The organism is Seonamhaeicola sp. ABD4_175, assembly GCF_056160885.1.
Genome location: NZ_JBSWYC010000001.1, coordinates 1 through 19,512, shown reverse-complemented (window position 1 = coordinate 19,512; position 19,512 = coordinate 1). Strand labels below are relative to the sequence as shown.

23 protein-coding genes and 1 tRNA gene are annotated in these 19,512 nt (G+C 31.6%); 6 read left to right on the top strand and 18 right to left on the bottom strand.

The features are described 5' to 3' along the window. Positions 1 to 13: 13 nt before the first annotated feature. Positions 14 to 706 carry an ABC transporter ATP-binding protein gene (locus ACXAG4_RS00120; protein ID WP_475294054.1) on the bottom strand — a complete coding sequence of 231 codons (693 nt, stop codon included), beginning with the start codon at positions 704 to 706 and terminating at the stop codon, positions 14 to 16. 544 nt (positions 707 to 1,250) lie between these two features. On the opposite strand from ACXAG4_RS00120, the gene ACXAG4_RS00115 reads away from it, so the two are divergent. Continuing rightward, the gene (locus ACXAG4_RS00115; RefSeq protein WP_475294053.1) at positions 1,251 to 1,628 is read left to right on the top strand and encodes a Fur family transcriptional regulator; all 378 of its coding nucleotides are present in this window, start codon (positions 1,251 to 1,253) and stop codon (positions 1,626 to 1,628) included. A gap of 181 nt (positions 1,629 to 1,809) precedes the next feature. Here the strand turns inward: ACXAG4_RS00115 and ACXAG4_RS00110 are convergent. After that, positions 1,810 to 1,883: transfer RNA gene (locus tag ACXAG4_RS00110), tRNA-Met, on the bottom strand. Positions 1,884 to 2,013: 130 nt separating this feature from the next. Between ACXAG4_RS00110 and ACXAG4_RS00105 the strand changes: the two genes are divergently transcribed. Then, entirely contained in the window at positions 2,014 to 2,406 is a 393-nt protein-coding gene (locus tag ACXAG4_RS00105; RefSeq protein WP_475294052.1) for an START-like domain-containing protein, read from the top strand. Positions 2,407 to 2,469: 63 nt separating this feature from the next. Beyond that, positions 2,470 to 3,312: an aminotransferase class IV gene (locus tag ACXAG4_RS00100; protein WP_475294051.1), complete on the top strand. Its 843-nt coding sequence runs from the start codon at positions 2,470 to 2,472 to the stop codon at positions 3,310 to 3,312. On the opposite strand, the gene ACXAG4_RS00095 is transcribed toward ACXAG4_RS00100, so the two are convergent. The 5 genes from ACXAG4_RS00095 to ACXAG4_RS00075 all read right to left on the bottom strand — a co-directional run bounded on the left by ACXAG4_RS00095 (position 3,309) and on the right by ACXAG4_RS00075 (position 7,862). After that, a complete protein-coding gene (locus ACXAG4_RS00095; RefSeq protein ID WP_475294050.1) occupies positions 3,309 to 3,869 on the bottom strand; it encodes a YqgE/AlgH family protein in 561 nt (186 codons plus the stop codon). The two genes, ACXAG4_RS00100 and ACXAG4_RS00095, sit on opposite strands and share 4 nt — an antisense overlap. Before the next feature lie 121 nt (positions 3,870 to 3,990). Beyond that, entirely contained in the window at positions 3,991 to 4,263 is a 273-nt protein-coding gene (locus ACXAG4_RS00090; RefSeq protein ID WP_139698478.1) for an HU family DNA-binding protein, read from the bottom strand. A 188-nt stretch (positions 4,264 to 4,451) separates the two neighbouring features. Further along, entirely contained in the window at positions 4,452 to 5,399 is a 948-nt protein-coding gene (gene fmt / locus ACXAG4_RS00085; protein WP_475294049.1) for a methionyl-tRNA formyltransferase, read from the bottom strand. Then, on the bottom strand, positions 5,396 to 7,300 hold the full coding sequence (locus tag ACXAG4_RS00080; protein WP_475294048.1) for a RecQ family ATP-dependent DNA helicase: 1,905 nt from the start codon (positions 7,298 to 7,300) through the stop codon (positions 5,396 to 5,398). The genes fmt and ACXAG4_RS00080 overlap by 4 nt, the downstream gene beginning before the upstream one ends. 4 nt (positions 7,301 to 7,304) lie before the next feature. Continuing rightward, positions 7,305 to 7,862 (bottom strand): AAA family ATPase, encoded by a 558-nt coding sequence (locus tag ACXAG4_RS00075; protein WP_475294047.1) that lies wholly within the window; start codon positions 7,860 to 7,862, stop codon positions 7,305 to 7,307. Between the two features lie 88 nt (positions 7,863 to 7,950). Here ACXAG4_RS00075 and ACXAG4_RS00070 point away from each other — a divergent pair, with 88 nt between their 5' ends. The 3 genes from ACXAG4_RS00070 to murA all read left to right on the top strand — a co-directional run bounded on the left by ACXAG4_RS00070 (position 7,951) and on the right by murA (position 10,273). Then, positions 7,951 to 8,244, top strand: coding sequence for a DUF493 domain-containing protein (locus ACXAG4_RS00070; RefSeq protein WP_475294046.1), 294 nt, complete (start codon positions 7,951 to 7,953; stop codon positions 8,242 to 8,244). Positions 8,245 to 8,309: 65 nt separating this feature from the next. Further along, positions 8,310 to 8,951, top strand: coding sequence for a DUF4290 domain-containing protein (locus ACXAG4_RS00065; protein WP_475294045.1), 642 nt, complete (start codon positions 8,310 to 8,312; stop codon positions 8,949 to 8,951). Positions 8,952 to 8,959: 8 nt separating this feature from the next. After that, positions 8,960 to 10,273: a UDP-N-acetylglucosamine 1-carboxyvinyltransferase gene (gene murA / locus ACXAG4_RS00060; protein WP_475294044.1), complete on the top strand. Its 1,314-nt coding sequence runs from the start codon at positions 8,960 to 8,962 to the stop codon at positions 10,271 to 10,273. 101 nt (positions 10,274 to 10,374) lie between these two features. Here the strand turns inward: murA and ACXAG4_RS00055 are convergent, their stop codons facing one another. From ACXAG4_RS00055 to ACXAG4_RS00005, 11 genes are all read right to left on the bottom strand, one after another. After that, positions 10,375 to 12,180 (bottom strand): cytochrome-c peroxidase, encoded by a 1,806-nt coding sequence (locus ACXAG4_RS00055; RefSeq protein WP_475294043.1) that lies wholly within the window; start codon positions 12,178 to 12,180, stop codon positions 10,375 to 10,377. 75 nt (positions 12,181 to 12,255) lie between these two features. After that, entirely contained in the window at positions 12,256 to 13,815 is a 1,560-nt protein-coding gene (locus ACXAG4_RS00050) for a PhoX family protein (RefSeq protein ID WP_475294042.1), read from the bottom strand. A 154-nt stretch (positions 13,816 to 13,969) separates the two neighbouring features. Continuing rightward, entirely contained in the window at positions 13,970 to 14,212 is a 243-nt protein-coding gene (locus ACXAG4_RS00045; protein WP_475295224.1) for a helix-turn-helix domain-containing protein, read from the bottom strand. 394 nt (positions 14,213 to 14,606) lie between these two features. Continuing rightward, complete coding sequence (locus tag ACXAG4_RS00040) at positions 14,607 to 14,729, bottom strand: helix-turn-helix domain-containing protein (RefSeq protein ID WP_475294041.1); 123 nt, start codon at positions 14,727 to 14,729, stop codon at positions 14,607 to 14,609. A 208-nt stretch (positions 14,730 to 14,937) separates the two neighbouring features. Then, positions 14,938 to 15,237 carry a type II toxin-antitoxin system RelE/ParE family toxin gene (locus ACXAG4_RS00035; RefSeq protein WP_066757883.1) on the bottom strand — a complete coding sequence of 100 codons (300 nt, stop codon included), beginning with the start codon at positions 15,235 to 15,237 and terminating at the stop codon, positions 14,938 to 14,940. Then, positions 15,230 to 15,481, bottom strand: coding sequence for a type II toxin-antitoxin system ParD family antitoxin (locus ACXAG4_RS00030; protein ID WP_070138491.1), 252 nt, complete (start codon positions 15,479 to 15,481; stop codon positions 15,230 to 15,232). The genes ACXAG4_RS00035 and ACXAG4_RS00030 overlap by 8 nt, the downstream gene beginning before the upstream one ends. 666 nt (positions 15,482 to 16,147) lie before the next feature. Continuing rightward, positions 16,148 to 16,435: a type II toxin-antitoxin system RelE/ParE family toxin gene (locus tag ACXAG4_RS00025; protein ID WP_475294040.1), complete on the bottom strand. Its 288-nt coding sequence runs from the start codon at positions 16,433 to 16,435 to the stop codon at positions 16,148 to 16,150. After that, on the bottom strand, positions 16,428 to 16,667 hold the full coding sequence (locus ACXAG4_RS00020) for a ribbon-helix-helix domain-containing protein (RefSeq protein ID WP_036118677.1): 240 nt from the start codon (positions 16,665 to 16,667) through the stop codon (positions 16,428 to 16,430). Before ACXAG4_RS00020 ends, ACXAG4_RS00025 begins: the two co-directional genes overlap by 8 nt. A gap of 163 nt (positions 16,668 to 16,830) precedes the next feature. Continuing rightward, on the bottom strand, positions 16,831 to 17,325 hold the full coding sequence (locus ACXAG4_RS00015) for a hypothetical protein (protein ID WP_475294039.1): 495 nt from the start codon (positions 17,323 to 17,325) through the stop codon (positions 16,831 to 16,833). A 701-nt stretch (positions 17,326 to 18,026) separates the two neighbouring features. Further along, positions 18,027 to 18,644, bottom strand: a complete 618-nt coding sequence (locus tag ACXAG4_RS00010; protein ID WP_475294038.1) for a hypothetical protein — start codon at positions 18,642 to 18,644, stop codon at positions 18,027 to 18,029. Positions 18,645 to 18,802: 158 nt separating this feature from the next. Next, the gene (locus ACXAG4_RS00005) at positions 18,803 to 19,420 is read right to left on the bottom strand and encodes a hypothetical protein (protein ID WP_475294037.1); all 618 of its coding nucleotides are present in this window, start codon (positions 19,418 to 19,420) and stop codon (positions 18,803 to 18,805) included. Positions 19,421 to 19,512 lie beyond the last annotated feature (92 nt).

Below are 19,512 nucleotides of genomic sequence, written 5' to 3'. Positions count from 1 at the left end.
TATATAAAGTATGTTATATTGTTTTTATGTATAAATCTTGAAGCTCTTGAGCAGTAATTTTAGATGTGTCTGTTGTATGAATTAAGGCGCCTTCTTTCATAATTCCTATTTTAGAGCCAATGTTTACGGCATTAAAAATATCATGCGTAGCCATTAAAATGCCAACTCCTTTTGCCGATAAATCTTTGCAAACTTTTGCAAATTCTACAGATGCCTTGGGGTCTAAACCAGAGGTTGGTTCATCCATAAGAATATAATTAGCATTTTTAGCTAAAGCTATAGCAATACCTACTTTTTGGCGCATACCTTTAGAGTAGGTAGAGAGTCTTTTACCATGAGCTTCTTCTTGTAAATTAGCTTGATTTAAGTAATCTGACAATTCTTCTTTAGAGTATGAAAATCCTGCAAGTTTACTAAAGTATTCAAGGTTTTCTATACCGCTTAAATTACCGTATAGCTGAACAATTTCTGGAATATAGGCAATTAAGCTTCTTGCAGATTTATGTTCTGTTACCGAAACTCCATCAATTAAGGCTTCACCCGAAGTAGGCTTTAAAAGGCCTAAAAATATATTTATAGTAGTAGTTTTACCAGCTCCGTTTTGCCCAAGTAAGCAAAAAATATCTCCAGGAGCTACAGAAAAACTTAAATCTTTAAGCGCTAAAGTATCATTATAGCGCATACTAAGCTTATTGGCTTGTAACATAAAATAAAATTTAATAAATAGTTTTAACACAGAATTTTGTAAACTGTGTTAGTAAGAAAAAAAGTAGTGCAGCTACCTTTTATAAATGTTAAGCGGTAACGTAAGATAAGTTATAAGGTGGTGAGCGTGATTTTTTTCGGAATAAAACAACCGAAATAAACACCTGTTTAGTAGCTGTTATTTTTGTTTGTAAAATAGTTAAAGGGGCTATTACAAAACTTGTGGGTTCTAAATTAGGATAATTTAAATTAAAGAAAGTATCACAAAAACAACAATGTTCATTTAAATAAGTTTGTTTTTCAAACCTTAAAACATTGCTGTATTCATTGCTAGCATTAATAGTATGTGTATGTTCAAAAGCATGAACAAAAGCCACTATGTGATTTGTAATAATAATCACAGGTAATAAAAAATATATGAATTTTTTAAAGGGCTTCACTATTTAAATTATAAGGTTTTTTAAAGCTTTTATCTTAAAAGAATAAGACGGCAAAATTACTGCGTATTTATTAATTAAGCAACTTAGTTGCATTATATTTGTAATATGGGAGTAACAAGGCAAACAAAGCAAGTAAAAACGTTATTAGAAGTTTTTAACACTGAAAATAACGCTATTTCTGTGGCAGATTTAGTGAAAAAATTAAGTGCAGAAATGAATAAAACCACAGTTTATAGAATTTTAGATAGACTTATGGAAGATGGTGTTGTACACTCTTTTATAGGTAAAAATGGTTTAAAATGGTATGCTAAATGCCAAAGTTGTTCATGCAATGCACATTTTGATCTACATCCACATTTTCAATGTAAAGTTTGCGGTAAAGTAACATGCCTAACTACCAGTTTTAAAATACCCGAAGTTAAAAACTATAAAGTAGATTCTGCTAGTTTATTATTGGTAGGTACTTGTGAGTTATGTTATTAATTACAGTTGGGTTGTAAAAATACATAACCGTTAACATCATAATTTTTAGTTCAGATAAATTGTGGTAGTGTTTGTAATCTGGTTTATTTCTTAAATTTAAAGAATTACATTTAATATATTATTCATAAAAAAAACGGTTTAGTGTGAGCTAAACCGTTTGTTTTTAGTTATTTGTATTTTGTAGCGAGATCGAGATTTGAACTCGAGACCTCCGGGTTATGAATCCGACGCTCTAACCAACTGAGCTACCTCGCCATATTGCGGGTGCAAATATAAAAACAAAATTAACGTAAGCAAACATTACTGCAATAAAATATTATTAAAAAAATTGCTATACTTACTAATTAATGTATATATTACGCATCATTAAATTTTTAAAGTACTTATGGACGATAAAGTTAGATTTGACATAGAATTTCCAATTCACGCTTCACCTCAATTATTATATCAATATATATCAACACCTTCAGGCTTATCTGAATGGTTTTCAGACAACGTAAATTCTCGAGGTGAATTATTCACCTTCATTTGGGATGATAGCGAAGAGCAAGCTAAATTACTAAGTAAAAAAAGTGGAGAACGTGTTAAATTTAGATGGTTAAATGATGAAGAAGAAGGTGCATCTTGCTATTTTGAAATTAGAATTCAGGTAGATGAAATTACCAAAGACGTATCATTAATGGTTACAGATTTTGCTGAAGATGATGAAATTGATGAAGCTAAAATGCTGTGGGAAAATCAAATATCAGACTTAAAACAGGTATTAGGTTCAGCTTAAAATTAATACATTTAAATACCCTATATTTGCCCCGTTTTACAACTATTAAAACGGGCTTTTTTTATGATAAATTTTAACGGAAATATAGTAGAAAATAATAACGCTATTTCAGTTGAAAATAGAGGTTTTACTTATGGTGATGCAGTTTTTGAAACCATAAAAGTAAACAACGGAAACATATTGTTTTTAGAAGACCATTACTTTAGGCTCATGGCCTCAATGCGTATTATGCGCATGGAAATACCAATGAGTTTTACCATGGAATATGTAGAAAGTGAAATACTAAAAACCATTGCCGCCAATAACCTGTTAAAGCAAACCGTACGTGCAAAATTTTTTGTAAACAGAAATTTTGGAGGACTTTACACACCAACCGATAATAATGTTACGTTTTTAATAACTGTAAAACCTATTGAAAACACTTTTTATACCTTAAATGAAGATGCTTACCAAGTAGATTTGTTTAAAGATTATTACGTGTCACCAAGTTTATTATCAACACTTAAAACAAACAACAAAGCTTTAAATGTAGTAGGAAGTATTTATGCCAAAGAAAACAACCTAAATAACTGCTTTGTGCTAAACACAAATAAGCAAGTAGTTGAAGCTTTAAATGGTAATATTTTTGTTGTGAAAGGAAATACTATTAAAACACCACCAATTATTGATGGCTGTTTAAAAGGCGTTATGCGAAAGCAAATACTTGAAATTTTAAATAGTATGACAGATTTTACTGTTGAAGAAACATCAGTATCACCGTTTGAACTTCAAAAGGCCGATGAAATTTTTATAACCAATGTAATTGTAGGTATTCAACCTGTTACTAAATACAGAAAAAAGACATTTTCAAACGCAATAGCTAAACAGCTAATTGGCAAATTAAATGTAAAAATTAGGCTAAGTTAGTTAAAGTTTGGATTTTCGGGCGCGTTTGACCAAATACTGTATTCGCCACCAAACTCAAGCATTTTTTCTTTCCAAAAAGATTTGTAATCCTTATCAATTATATTCTTTTTGTACATATTTTCAGTAACTACCCATGAGTTTGCTTTTAGTTCATCTTCTAACTGTAAGGCACTCCAACCAGAGTAGCCTAAAAAGAATTTTATGTCACTTTCTTCAACTAGGCCATTACTAATAAGGTCTACCACTTTATTGAAATCGCCACCCCAATAAATGCCTAAAGAAATTTCAATACTATCGGGTATTAAATCGGGTACTTTATGTATAAAATATAAATTATCTTGCTCTACAGGGCCGCCGTTATACACTTTAAAATTCACATTAACATCACTAATTAATTCATTTATAGTATAATCTAAAGGTTTATTAAGAATAAAACCTATTGAGCCTTCTTTGGTGTGGTCTGCTATTAAAACAATTGAGCGGTTAAAAGAAACATCTCCAATTATTGATGGTTCAGCGATTAACAAATTTCCTTTCTTGGGTTTTATTGTAATCATATTTTAGAAGATTTAGTAATTAAATCTAACATTTATTTATTAAAAATGCAACTTTTGGCCTTAAACGCAAAAAAGCCTTCAGTGTTTGAAGGCTTTTTTTAAGTTATTTTGTGTAACTAAATTAGTTTACTGCGTTAGATAAATCTGCACCCGCTTTAAACTTAACTATATTTTTAGCTTTTATTTTGATAGTTTCACCAGTTTGAGGGTTTCTTCCTTCTCTAGCTGCTCTTTTAGAAACAGACCAAGAACCAAAACCTACTAAAGAAACTCTGTTTCCTTTTTGTAAAGCACCTTCTATTTCAATAAGTGCACATTCTAAAGCTTTTTTAGCAGCAGCTTTTGTGATTCCTGCGTGTTCTGCCATTGCATCGATTAAATCTGTTTTGTTCATAATATAAAGTTTAATTATTAATAAATTGGTTAAACATTTTTGTTAAATCCTCTACAAATTTATACGGATTATTATATCACGCAAGTAATAGCAAGGGAAATACGTGCTTTTGTTAATAACTTCAGGCATTTGTTAATAAAGCTTATGTGTTTTATCGATGTTTGGAAACAGCTAGTAGTTACAAGGGTTTACAGCATTTTAGCATTTTCATAAAATGTGTAACCATTTAAAAACGATTTTACATCCATATTTCGTTTACCTGGAAGTTTAATTTCTTTAATAGTTATATACCCGTTTGATACTGAAACTTTTAATTCATTTTTATTTGAAATAATTAAACCAATGTCATTATTATGGTTACAAGCTTCTTTTTCGGCGTTATAAATTTTAATATCTAATGTGTTTTCACCGTTTTGTAAAATACACCACGCTGCTGGGTATGGGCTTAAGCCTCTTATATGATTATAAATGTTACTTAAATTATCATGCCAGTTTATTTTACAATTATTGCGGTTAAGTTTATAGGCTGTTTTAATATCTTTGGTATCTATTTGAGGCTTGGTTTTTACAGGGCCTTTTTCAATTAAGGCAACAGTTTTTAAAACCAATTTGCTTCCAATAGTCATTAATTTGTCATGAAGACTTCCAGCGTTTTCATGTTCATCAATGCCTATGGTTTCTTGTAAAATCATTTCGCCGGTATCAATTTTTTCATCAATAAAAAATGTAGAAACACCCGTTTTTGTTTCGCCATTAATTATAGCCCAGTTTATGGGCGCAGCACCCCTGTAATTTGGTAGTAATGATGCGTGTAAATTAAAGGTGCCGTATTCTGGCATTTGCCAAACTACTTTTGGTAACATTCTAAAAGCCACCACAATTTGAAGATTTGCATTTAAAGATTTTAATTCTTCAATAAAATTTTCATCTTTTAAATTGGTAGGCTGTAATATATTAAGGTTGTTTTCTTTGGCATATTTTTTTACAGCGCTTTCATTTAGTTTACGGCCTCTGCCAGCAGGTTTATCGGGTGCTGTAATTACGCCAACTACGTTATAATTATTATTTACTAGAGTTTTTAAGGTGGCCACAGCAAAATCTGGTGTGCCCATAAAAACTATTTTTAAATTCCTCATAAATGACTTAATTTATAGGTGTTTGTTTCTGTTAATGTAATAATATTATGTTCTAAAAGAAGTTTTAAGGTGTTTTTTAAATCTGCTTCAGAGCATTGTATGTTTTCTGCTAAATTTCTTGATGATAAATTACCACTTTGTAAATGCTCAATAATTTGTTTTTTTATGGTTGAAGTATCAACAGGTTTATTGCTTTTTTTTGAGCGAATACACACAGAGCAAATGCCGCAGGGTTTTAAATTAGTTTCACCAAAATAGGAGAGAAGTAGCATGCTTTTACAAGTATTTTCATTTTCAACATAATTTAAAATAGCTTGTACTTGGGTTTGTTTTAGTTTGTTTTGTTGCTCTATAATATTGGCAATACGGTTTATTGTTTTATCGTCTTCTCTGGGTTGAATAAAGGTTATTTGAGCATCGGTTTTTGTAAGATTTAATGTAATTATTTCATCTTTTTCTAACTGTTTAAGTACTTTTATTATTGCAGTTTCATGAACCGATGCTTTGTCGGCTATTTTTTGAATGCTTATACTAGTTTCGTGTTCAAAAATACCACCATACATTCTTAAAATAGATTTTACAATAAGGCTAAAACTTGGGTTAGCATCTAAATAATTAAAAATGGAGTTACTTGTAACTATAAACTGTACGGTAATTTTATTTTTAAATTGTTTTGAAAGACTTATAACGCTGTTTCTGTCTAATAATTGTAGTGCATTATAACATAAAATACCATTAAAATTATATGTTTTACAAAAGGTGTTGAAGTTAAAATCTTTAGTGAGATATTCACCTTCGCCGTATGAAACTTGAAAATAATTACATAATTTACGGTACACTTGTTTAGTGTACTGCAACGTTGGTAGTACGCTTAAAAACTGGTTTTTAACTTGTTGAACATCAGCTTCATTTTTTAAAATAACGGCAAACGCCTTTTGGCCATTTCTACCGGCTCTTCCGGCTTCTTGAAAATAGCTTTCAATACTTTCGGGTAAATTTATATGAATTACTGTTTTAACATCGGGTTTATCAATACCCATTCCAAACGCATTTGTGGCTACCATAACTTGTTTTTTGTTATGTAACCAAGCACTCATGTTATTTTCTTTTTCAGCATTTGTTAATCCGCCATGATAATGTGTTGCAGTAATGTTTTTAGTTTGTAAATAGTTGCTTAAATCTAAAGTTAACTTCCTATTTCTAACATATACTATTGATGATGCTGTGTGTTTTTTTAAAATGGTTTCAATACGATAGTATTTATCTTGTTCGTTAAAAACCATGTAAGCTAAATTACTTCTAAAAAAAGAGTGTTTAAATACTTTAGGTTTAATAAAATCAAGTTCTTTAATAATGTCATTAACAACTTCAGGTTTAGCCGAAGCTGTTAAAGCAACCACGTTAACAGTTGGCTGTAGGGTGCGTAAAATGGCAATATTTTTATATGATGGCCTAAAATCATTACCCCATTGCGATATGCAGTGCGCCTCATCTACAGCTATTAAATTTACGTGCATTTGCCGTATTCTGTCCTGTACAAGTTCTTGTTGTAAACGCTCTGGCGATAGATATAAAAATTTATAATTGCCGTAGATACAGTTGTCTAACAGTGTGTCTAACTGGTTATATGAAATACCACTAGTTAATGCCAAAGCTTTTATGCCTTTATTGTTTAGCGCTTGTACTTGGTCTTTCATTAAAGCTACTAATGGTGAAATTACAATGCAAATACCTTTTTTAGCTATTGCAGGAATTTGATAACACATAGATTTGCCGCCACCTGTTGGTAAAAGCACAAAAGTGTCTTCGCCAGCAATTACAGCATTAATAATGGCTTCTTGGTTGTTTTTAAAGGAGGTGTAGTTCCAATAACGTTCTAATATGTTAATGGGGTGCTCCATTTAATTATTTTATAGAGTCAAGAATAAAATTTGTTCGTTTTTCAACTGTTCCAAAAGGCACTTCAATAATTTCATAATTAAATTTTTCATATATGTTTACTAAAGCTTTGTGAATTTTAACTGCTTCTTCAAAGCTTTCAAAGCGCTCATTATCAGTTTTGTATATGTCTTTCCAAGGCGGGAGTAAGTAAACGCAGGAATACGTGTTGTTTATACAAGCTTGTGTAAAAAAATCATCATACTCCTGATTAAAAAACGCCATATAAGCTAAAACGTCGGGTATTCCGCGGTCAAAAAAAATAACCTCTTTGTTTTGAGTACTAGCATTTTTAAATTGTTCAACACGTCCATTTAGCAATTTGGTGTTAAAATCTTTGGGGTCATTTGTAAAAGCAATAGGGTTAGAAACATGTAAATTTTCATCTATTTCTTTTTTAGCTTCTAAAGTAAGTGACCTTATAATTTCATCAAAACAATAATAACCTTTTTGTTTTAAGGCATTTATAATAGATGTTTTACCAGTTCCTGGGCCTCCTGTAATAACAATTTTTTTTGTGTTCAAACCATAAATTTAGAGTGTAAAATTCGGAATTTACTAGCGATTAAAAAAATAGAAATGAAACTGTATATTTGCAGCATATAAAAAAGCTATGAGTACACCAGAAAAAACAGAGGCGTTTTACAATAAGTTACGAAGTCAACTTTATGATACAACAAGCTGGCCATCAGAATATTTGTATAAATTTATAGTAAAGTCAGACACTGAAAAAATTGCCATTTTAGAAGCCATTTTTGATAATATGGGCGCTGTAATAAACACAGTAACATCAAAAAACGGAAAATATACCAGCGTTTCAATAAACCTTTTAATGCGAGACCCTAACAGTGTAATAGAAAAATATAAAGAAGTAGCAGAAAAAGTAGAAGGCGTTATTAGTCTTTAGTTTTTTTTTGTATTTTGCACAAGCATAATAACTACGTGCGTTAATTTAATTCCACATCATTTATTTTGATAGATACCTTAGAATATAACACAGAGCGTGAACATTTAATCATTCCTGAATATGGCCGCCATATGCAAAAAATGATTAATCATGCCAAATCAGTTGAAGATAGAGAAGAGCGTAATAAAATAGCTAAAGCCATAATTTCGGTTATGGGGAATATACAACCGCATTTGCGTGATGTACCAGATTTTCAGCATAAATTATGGGATCAATTATTCATCATGGCTAATTTTGAGTTAGATGTAGATTCACCATACCCAAAACCAACAAAAGAATTGTTAGCTGAAGGCCCAGAACCATTAAAATACCCGCAAAATCATCCAAAATATCGTTTTTACGGAAACAATATTAAAACCATGATTGATGTTGCAAATACATGGGAAGAAGGCGATTTAAAAGAAGCCCTTGTTTATACCATTGCAAACCACATGAAAAAGTGTTTTTTAAATTGGAATAAAGACACGGTTGAAGATGTTGTAATTTATGATCATTTATTTGAACTATCAAACGGAAAAATAAATTTGAAAAATTCTGACGAAGATTTATCAGCCTCATCAAGTTTACTTAGAACTAAAAATAAATTTTCAAGTAACAAAAAAGGAGGACATCACAAAAAACAAAATAGAGGAAGAAAACGCTACTAAACTAATCCATGGGAATATTTAAAATTGAAGGTGGGCATCAGCTAAAAGGCAGCATACAGCCACAAGGTGCCAAAAACGAGGCATTACAAATTTTATGTGCAGTTTTATTAACTTCAGAAAAAGTAACCATTAACAATATTCCTGATATTGTTGATGTTAACAAACTTATAAGTTTACTAAAAAAATTAGGTGTAAAAATTGAAAAACTTTCAAAAGGCACCTATACATTTCAAGCAGATGCTGTTAATTTAAATTACTTAGAATCTGATGAATTTAAAGTAGATGGGCGTGGGTTACGTGGCTCAATAATGATTGTTGGACCACTTTTAGCACGTTTTGGCAAAGGTTACATACCAAAACCAGGAGGCGATAAAATTGGTCGCAGGCGTTTAGATACACATTTTGAAGGCTTAATAAAATTAGGCGCAAAGTTTAGGTATAGCAAAGAAGAACAGTTTTATGGTGTTGAAGCAAATGAGCTAAAAGGCACATACATGCTTTTAGAAGAAGCATCGGTTACTGGTACAGCAAATATTGTAATGGCCGCTGTTTTAGCTAAAGGGCAAACTACTATATACAATGCTGCTTGCGAGCCCTATTTACAACAACTTTGTAAAATGTTAAATAGAATGGGCGCTAAAATTAGTGGCGTTGGTTCTAACATGTTAATTATTGAAGGCGTAGATAGTTTAGGCGGTACAACACATACCATGCTACCAGATATGATTGAAATTGGTAGTTGGATAGGTTTAGCTGCCATGACTAAAAGCGAATTAACCATTACAAATGTATCTTGGAATGATTTGGGCGTAATACCAAATGTGTTTAGAAAATTAGGTATTACAGTTGAAAAACAAGGAGATAATATTCACATACCTGCACACACTAATGGATATGAAATTCAAAGTTTTATTGATGGTTCTATTTTAACAATTGCCGATGCGCCTTGGCCAGGATTTACACCAGATTTGTTAAGTATAATTTTAGTAGTGGCTACACAGGCTAGGGGTAGCGTGCTTATACATCAAAAAATGTTTGAAAGTCGTTTGTTTTTTGTTGATAAGCTAATAGATATGGGGGCGAAAATTATTTTATGCGATCCGCACAGAGCTACAGTTATTGGGCACGATTTTAAATCTACCTTAAAAGCAACCACCATGACATCACCAGATATTAGAGCCGGTGTTAGTTTGTTAATTGCAGCACTATCAGCCAAAGGAACTTCAACAATAATGAATATTGAACAAATAGACAGAGGTTACGAAAATATAGATGAACGTTTACGAGCAATTGGTGCTAAAATAGAAAGAGTAAACGCTTAAATAATATAAGTTTGAATTACATTGGCTGCAACCAATGTAATTCAATTGTATTGTAATTTAATAGTTTGACACTTTTTTTTTGATTTACATTTTTAAATTAATCAATATACCTCTTCTGGAACATCTGTTAACGTATGTAAAAAAGCAATCATGTTTTTTATTTCAGTTTCTGATAAGTTGAGCTCATCAAAAGGTAAGGTTTGGTTGGGTACATGAAAACCTAAACCAGCTCCACCACCTTGATTGTAAAAATCCATCACCTCTTCTAAAGTATTATAAATTCCGTTGTGCATGTATGGCGCGGTTAATGCAATGTTTCTAATGGTAGGGGTTTTGAACATGGTTTTGTAATAATCTTGTTGAAACATATGATAAAAACCTAAATCTGTATCTAATTCTTTATTTTGATTTGTTTTAGGAACACCAATAGCTTCTTTTTCTGTGTCTGTGTAAAACGGAGGCACTGTTCCGTTAGTTAAAGGCATAAAATGGCAAGTGGCACACAGGGCTTTTCCCATAAATAAATTAAAACCTCTCTTTTCTGATGTTGTAAACGTATCTTCTTCTCCTCTGATGTTTTTATCAAATTTAGAGCTAAATCCATTTAATGTTCCTACATAAGAAGCAATTGCTCTCACCATATCATGATTGCTTTCGGGTACTTTACCATAGGCTTCTTTAAATAATTTTACATAGGTAGAATCTACCAATATTTGATTAGAAAACTGATGAACTGTGCTGTTAAATTCTCTTTCGTTTTTAAAAACATTGCTAATTTGTTCGTTTAAGTTTCCAGATTTTCCATCCCAAAAAAAGGCTTTTTGATAAATTGAATTAATTAATGTAGGGGAATTTCTTGTTAAAGGTTTTCCTGAATTGTCGATAGAAAATTGCAATCCGTCGGCATATCCTTTTTTAGGATTGTGACAGGTAACACAAGCCAAATCTTTTGTTTTAGATAAGTTTGTATCGTAAAATAGTTTTTTTCCTAATGCAATTTGTTTTGGAGTTGCGTTTTGATTTTTGGGTGATGCAAAATGATTTACATCCCAACTGTTTTCTTCAAAAAAAGTAGGAGCATCTACATTAAAAGGATACACGCCATTGGGTTGCCACAAATTGCTCTTTTTTCTAATTTTTACCCAAAGTCTTGTAATTGGATTTAGATGATTTTTTATAAAATTAAATGTATTAAGATTACTATTTGAACTTATTTTGTAAACTGCTTTATTGATTGCATTTACAAAAGCAGTATCTAAATCTTGATCTTTATTTTGAATTACTTTTTGAATACTGTTTTGATACACAAACAACAAACTTTGTAATGAAATTTGAGCTTCTGAAGCTCCCCATTGACTTACAGGCGTATCAAAATTTGCCATTGAAAAACTTACAATTCTAAGCAATTGCTGATGTGTTGATAAGAAAAAACGTTGCGCATTAAGTTGATAATAAGCCACTTCTTTTTTTACCTTGCCTAAGGTTCCTTGTATATAGTGTAAATTATCCTTCCATTCTTGATGAGTGGTTTCGCCTAAAAAAATTGCTTCTTCTAAAGCCTGTAAACCAACTGGAGGTAATATTTTTCCACTATTTTCTCTAAAAACAGGTAAAGCAGGCCCGTTAACTCTATGTCCAGCTTTAGGATTTAAATAAGATACATAAGGTTCACATTTTTTAAAAGCGGTTCTAATTTTTTTTAAAACAGCAACGTTGAGTTTAGAGGTTATATCAACACTATCTAAATCTTTTAGAAATACCAAAGTAGTATCTATATTATTTAGATAGTATTGCTGAACAGGTGTCCAGTTTACCAAAAAAGGTTGGTGCTGTTTTTCTTTTTTATTGGAACAAGCTGTTAAAACAAAAAGAGTGAGTCCTGTTAAAAGAAGAAGTTTTAATTTCATTACACAGATAAATTTTAAAAAATAGTTCCCAAAAATAATTTTGGGAACTATTAAATACATTTTAGTAAGATTGAATTATTGAGGCAACCCTCTTAAGATTACAATTTGAGAAGCTCTATCTGATTCTCCTGGACCATCATGACCATCTAAGGCCTTAAAAGCACTGTCTTGCCAGTATTTTACTTGGATGTTTAGCATAAAAGTTCCTGGTACACCTACCTTGTCAGATACATCTATTAACGCTCCAAATTCTCCGCTTTCTACAATATCTAAACTGTTATTTCCTAAAGATTTTACCTTTAAGTCTAAAACATTTTTTACGTTATCTCCAGATAAATCTGCTTGATAAATAGAAGCCGCATGTCCTCTGTTCCAAGTACCACCATTAGGGTCTTCTTGAATGTACACATAGTTGTCTGTAACACAAATATTATCTGGACTTTGTAAAGGTCTTAAATATCCATCTTTTCCTAAATCGCTATCATTACCACTAATAATTTTAGTCAATCTACCTGTTAACGGAGAATCCGCATCCAACTCTAACTTATATACCGTTCCTTGATCATTTACCGTACCTCTACCAGCTCCTTTACCCGTTACAGCAAAATAAATATTACGAGCATTGGCATCGCTTCCTTTTTGATAATCTAAGTCTTCCATTCTTACAAAGTGAGTGGCAAACAAAGTGTTTCTGTAATAGTTAGAAGTTTCATTAGTACTTAAATTTTTAGCATTAGGAATTTCTAAAAACTCAATATCGTATGATTGCTTTAAATCAAAATCACTTTCGTCGTGTCTTTCTCCATCAGGAGCAGCAATCACACCTCCGGCACCATCAGAAATTTGTTTTGCTCTTAACACATACACTTTTCCGTTAGTTCTGTCAGCATCACCATTTTCAGAAAAATATAAGATAGGTTGACCACCATCCAAATCATTTCCTCCTAAGATTACTGTTTTTCCTGGATAGGTGTTTTTAGGCAATGGAACAGCGTTTTCCCATAGAAAATGTCCTAATGCTTTGTTTCCGTAATCTCCTGTTGGGTTTGGAGTTGCTACTCTTGGATCTAATTCTTTTACTACATTACTGATTGATTCTTCAGAAGCAGATAAAAACACGTCTTTATCTCCGCCGTGAATATCTTTTTCCCACATGGTTCCAGAACATTGTCTAGAATAATCTGCAACTCCAGAGTTTAATAAATAATCTCCCGAAATAGGATTCAAATTATTATCTAAACGCAAACGAGCCACTGCTTTTGCATCTTCGCAGTTTACCACATAAATAAATCCGTTTTCGTCTTCTCTAATCAACCCAGCACCATCAACAGTACTCGCAATTTGAAAGTTTGACTCACCCACAACATCAACAGAAGTTAATAAAGAATAAGCTTTTACATTGCTAAAACTAGGATTGATGTTTACCAAAGGCTCAATTAAAGATTTGTTGTAAAACATCTCGGTATCTTCTAACACAACGGCATCTTGACCATCTTCTCCATCTTGACCATCCTGACCATTTATACCGTCAATTCCGTCTTTTCCGTCTAAACCGTCTTCAGCACAACTAACGTTGAATATTGTTACTATTAATGACATTGCTACCCATAACAAGGGTAATTTAAAAATTTTCATTGTGTTTAATTTGTTTTTTGTTAATGGTAACGAAACTAGAAATACACCCAGCAGAAAAGGTGTACTATTGTATTAAAGAAATGGAGTTTTGTATCAAAACATAGTACTCTAGAAACAAAAAATAGTACTATAATTACATATACATTAAGTTTACCTAAAAGACATGTTTACTTAACATAGAGCTGTGGCAAATTATTGATATAATTGAAATATTAATGCACTTATTTGTTGAGGGATTTTTACTTATAGCAATTTTCTTTTCCTCTAATGTACTGTGTTTTTTCAACCAATAATAAATAGAAGATTTGGAGATTTGATATTTTTTTGAAGAATGATTTACGGAAATCTGTCCATTTTGAATTTGATCAATTATCGAAAGCTTTAAATCGAAACTTATTTTTTGTAGGAAGTTTTAGGCGGAGTTGTTTTGTATAATCCTCTTTTACGGGAAATTTGGCGAATTATTGCGGTTTAAACACTGACTTTAGCAATTCCGAGTGGATTCGGACGTAATCGAATCTGCCGTAATTGTGGTTATGTATTGTTGGCAATAGTTTTTTCATTTCACTATTCATTTATTCTTATAAACTCATTTGTGAAATCCGAATCTTGATTTTTTAAAAATAGAGTATCCTTTTCCGAATTCAGTCTGTATTGCATTATAAAATCCGTTTCTAATTCAGGGTCAATATTTGTCAGTTGCGTATAATAAATTTTTGTGCTGTCATTTTTCCAAAAAAATTTAGTTGTCCTTTCCCAAGCGTTGTAAATCAGAGAATCTTTAGAAAATTTTAATTCGACAATATTCGCGCTTTTGGTCGATTTCCAATGTCCGCTTTGGATTTTCCTTCGTTTAAAAGTGTCTCAATTGTTATCCTTTCTTTGAGTGAAAGTCGTCTGTGTTTTGAACTCATATTACAAATCTATAATTTTAGATTTGTTGCGTTAAGTTATTGAATAGACCAACTTGCTTCAGCATTGAAACCAACGGTCTCGGCTATGAGTAGTTGCGTGGTTTAGCACCAAACTTTGCAAGTACACATCAAACTGAAAATCCGCGAGGATTTTCAGAAGTAGGCGAGAACATGCAATTACTTATAGCCATTGTTGGGTGTAGTTTTTTTATTCGGTTATTCTATTTTTTAAATCCATTTGTCCGTGTAAAATTCTCGTAATTTCAATCGGTAGGTTAATTCGTTTTCGGTAAAAAATTATATGCCGGCTTGTTTTAAGTCCGAATAAGTCATTGGTTATTCCCTCGTAATTTTTTCCTAAATCAGGATTATTAGCAATGTCTTGACAACTATCTAATAGCAAGTTATAATATCTATCAGCTTGTTGTTCAGACCACTTTTCAATTGTGTATTCCCAAATTCCAGTTAAATCTTCAACAGCTTTGTTGGTCAGTTCATATTTAGCCATTCTTTTTATGTCTAGCTTTTAATTCCTGAAGATGTTTTTCTGGGTCAAAATCGTGTGCAATCCCACTGTCAATTCCTTCTTGGATTGCATTTCTCAAAGCAATGACTTTACTTTCTTCGTTTTCTAAAAGACGTAGTCCAGCTCTAATTACTTCACTTACGTTTTTGTATCGTCCAGTAGAGACTTGGCTGCTCACAAATTGGTCAAAATAATTTCCGAGTGATATTGATGTGTTCTTACTCATAATTCAAATATTTGCTCAAAAGTACCAAAAATCGGTAAGTTTTCCAAATTACACCCAACGGTTAACGGCTAGAAATTCGTTGCGGAAAAATCCGCAGGATTATTCCGCCGTAGAACGAATTTAGTAAAAAGAAATGAATTTTCGGAAGAAAATTCAGTCGCAATGATTTTTAGCCAATGTTGTTTTTAGTAGCGGCCCACAAGAGTGAGCAGAGTCAGTTTGCGTGTCTGTTATTTTAACCGCAGCGTTTATTTAGTCGGCAATTTATTGGTCGGCTACATTTTTTATCCAAAGTGTTAATTTTTAGCTTTCAGATTTAATTTTTTTTTAAAATCCGCAACAGTAGTTTTTCACGCAAAGTTTTAAGTTTTAAAGAATCCTAGTGAATATCGATTGTAGTTTTTTTTCAGCGTTTTGCTGAAAGTCGGTCGCAGTTGAGTGATCAAGTTTTAACCGGCATTTTGTGAATCGGATGTTTTTAAAGAGTTCGAGTGAGCGTCGGCCGCTATTGAAAGCAACGGCTTCGTATAACCCGTCAGTTATCGGGCTAAATTAGCCAAAAGTTTTTAGTTATTCACTAGCTTAAGCAATTTTGAGTGGATTCGACTTCGTTCGAATCCGCCGTAATTGCGGTTATACATTGTTGGCTACAGTTTTTTAATTCCATTATAATTTTTCATTCAAATCTTGTCTTCCAATTATTGTCATTATTTCAACAATATTTTCATTGACTTTATAGTAAATACTATCAACTCCACAAACGCAACGTCTGTATCCTTTTTTTATATAGTCAACAGATTCAAAGGAAAAAGGGCGTTCAGCAATAATATCAAAATATTCGAAAAAAGACTCAAAATATTTGTCCGCTTGTTTCATTCCGAATTTTTTAACTCCGTAATGGTGAATCCGAATCAAGTCATTTTTCGCTTCATTTGTCAGTTTGTATTTAGCCATTTAGCAAAGACTTTGATTGAGCTAAAATACTTTCTTTACTGTCATTCGTAAATCCACTATTTTCAGCTTTTTCAATTTTGGCTCTAATCCAGTCAATTTGAACTTGCTGTTTTCTTGCTTGTCTTATCAAATCGTTAACTAATTCGCTTTTGCTAGAATATTCTTTATTGTCCACTTGAGCTTTTAACCATTCATCGTTTGGTTTAGTAAAAGATATACTTTGTCTTGACATAATTTAATTATTTGATGTAAATATACACCAAAAACGAATCATTCCCAAATTGTAGCCAACGTTTTGTGTATGGCTCGTTGCGGGAAATCCGCGAGGATTTTCCGCCGTAAAACGAAGATAGCAAATTGCAATGAATTCCGATTAGGAATTCAGCCGCAATGAGCTATACACGTTGTTGTAAGTAGTTTTTATTCAGTTTTCTAATCAGTTTGTCAAATTCAATTCCTTTTAGTTCCAGCTTTTCTTTTCCGTATTTTTTGTAATTCAGAGTGATTTTTATTTTTTCTCCACTTCCTATTACTATTTTATCATTTTCTATAATTTCTATATTAGAGATTAAGTATTTTGGAATTGAAAGTTTATTCAATGAATTCAAGTCTTTGTTGTTATAAAATACAAAAGTGGTTTGTCTTTCCCGATAGTAATCAAATCCACTAATTATTATATCGTTTTCAGTGTGTAAAATTTTTAAATCCACGTCTAACAATTTATGAAGTTTCGAAAATTTCACTTCTCCGTTAACTTTAAAGCTCTTGGAAAAATCAGATTCCAATTCAGTTAATAATTCTTTTGCTCGATTGTTATTGACTCTTTTGTTTTGGTAGATTACTATCATTATAATAGCGAATATTATAAAGTAAATTATTCCGTAATCCATTTATTATTATTGTTTTCCAGTTCAGTTTTGAAATTACTTACAACGGTTAACGGCTAGAAATTCGTTGCGGAAAAATCCGCAGGATTATTCCGCCGTAAAACGAATTTAGTAAAAAGAAATGAATTTTCGGAAGAAAATTCAGTCGCAATGATTTTTAGCCAATGTTGTTTTTAGTAGCGGCCCACAAGAGTGAGCAGAGTCAGTTTGCGTGTCTGTTATTTTATCCGCAGCGTTTATTTAGTCGGCAATTTATTGGTCGGCTAAATTTTTATCCAAAACGATAATTTTTAGCTTTCAGATTTATTTTTTTTAAATCCGCAACAGTAGTTTTTCGCGCAAAGTTTTAAGTTTTAAAGAATCCGAGTGATTATCGGTTGTAGTTTTTTTTTCAGCGTTTTGCTGAAAGTCGGTCGCAATTGAGTGATCAAATTTTAACCGGCATTTTGAGAATCGGATTTTTTTAAAGAGTTCGAGTGAGCGTCGGCCGCTATTGAAAGCAACGGTGAATATATGCAGTCGTGCGTGTAGAAATTCAAGGAATTTCGGGTTTAGCACGAGTGCATATCTTTTTGTTTGACGCTAACTTAATTCAAACCAGCGACTAATCAAAATTATATGCACGGCTTAGCAAAAAGAAACCATACATTAGCACAAAAAGATTACACCGCATGACGTATATATAGTGTTGTATACAGTGCTTTTCATTTAGGGTCTTTATTTCCTTTTAAGTTATACCAGCCTATATTTTCTCCATTTTTATCAAATTTTAGAATTGCATACTCATCTCTTAATTCTCCAATTTCGTTAAGAAACCATTTTTCTATTAATCTCTTTTGAGAGTCATATTTATACTTAATGATTGGCGTATCCTCCCATTTAGAGCTAATAAGTCTATTTTCTACATTGTATTTTCTTATTTCAATTAGTAAATCATTATTATACAAATATTTGATTTTTGCTACCTCATTATAAATAGTTGAAGGAGATGAGTATTGATTTTGTCCATATTGGGAAGTCAGTTGTTGTTTATCATTATATACAAAATACTCATTAACAGTCTTACCTATTAATTTATGAATAACAAGTCTAGGTTTATTAAATTCATTATAGGTAGTATCTCGAGTCATTTTTTTTGAAAATCCATTTAGTAGCTCTTTAGCTTGCTCATTGGATATGGTCTGTTTTATTTTTTTACCATCTGGTGTTGTGGCGGTTATTTCATATCCATCAGCTCTTTCCAAATTATTAGTATCTTTTCTATCCTTACTATTACAAGAAGTTAATAGTATTATGGCTGCGTATATAAAATTTCTTGTCATTTATTTTGTGTGGGCATTGTATACAACGGTCTCGTATAAGATTAGTTGCGTGGTTTAAGTCACTAATTTAGCAAATAAAAACCGAATAGAAAATCCGCGAGGATTTTCGTAAGTAGGCTAGAACCAAGCAATTAAATTTATACATTGTTGGCAAATCGTTATTTTCTTTTCCATTTAACTCCACTCCAAATAATTCCTAACGAAACTAAAATTAACGCAAAATTCCCAATATTAATTTTTTCATCTGTCAATGATTTGTAAATAGTTCCAATCACAAACAACATTGACATAATTACTGCGAAGTAATATCCTTGTTTAGATTCGAAAAATGATTTTTTTCTTTCTATTTGTCCGTTATTATAATTCAAGAGTTTTGAGTCGATATTTTGGCATAAATTCACAAATTGTTCAGAATCGCAGAAATTATCATTTGAGCTAATTCGTAAGGTTTTTCCGTTTTTGAACTTAAATTTTATTCCAGCTCCTTTCATCCAATGAATTTTATAATATTCTAAATCATTAAAAACAACATTTTTATTATCCCATTCCAATTTATTTGATTTTAATTCAAAATCTGAAATCTTTACTATAAACTTCTTTTTTAAGATATAGAAATAAATTCCAGCAAGAACAAATGCTAAAATTCCTTTAGCTAGCCCAAAACTCATAATTCTATTTAACACAAATATTATTCCTGAAAAGACAGCTACTGTTGAACCAAGTAAGAATAGTAATTCAAATGGGTTTGTATATTCAACATTTTTGTATTTCCGCATTGGCACATTCAAGGTTCTAACGCAACAAAGTGTGTTTATTTATTAATGATACTAAGCTACATTTTTTAATTCAAATTCCAAGACTTCTTTAG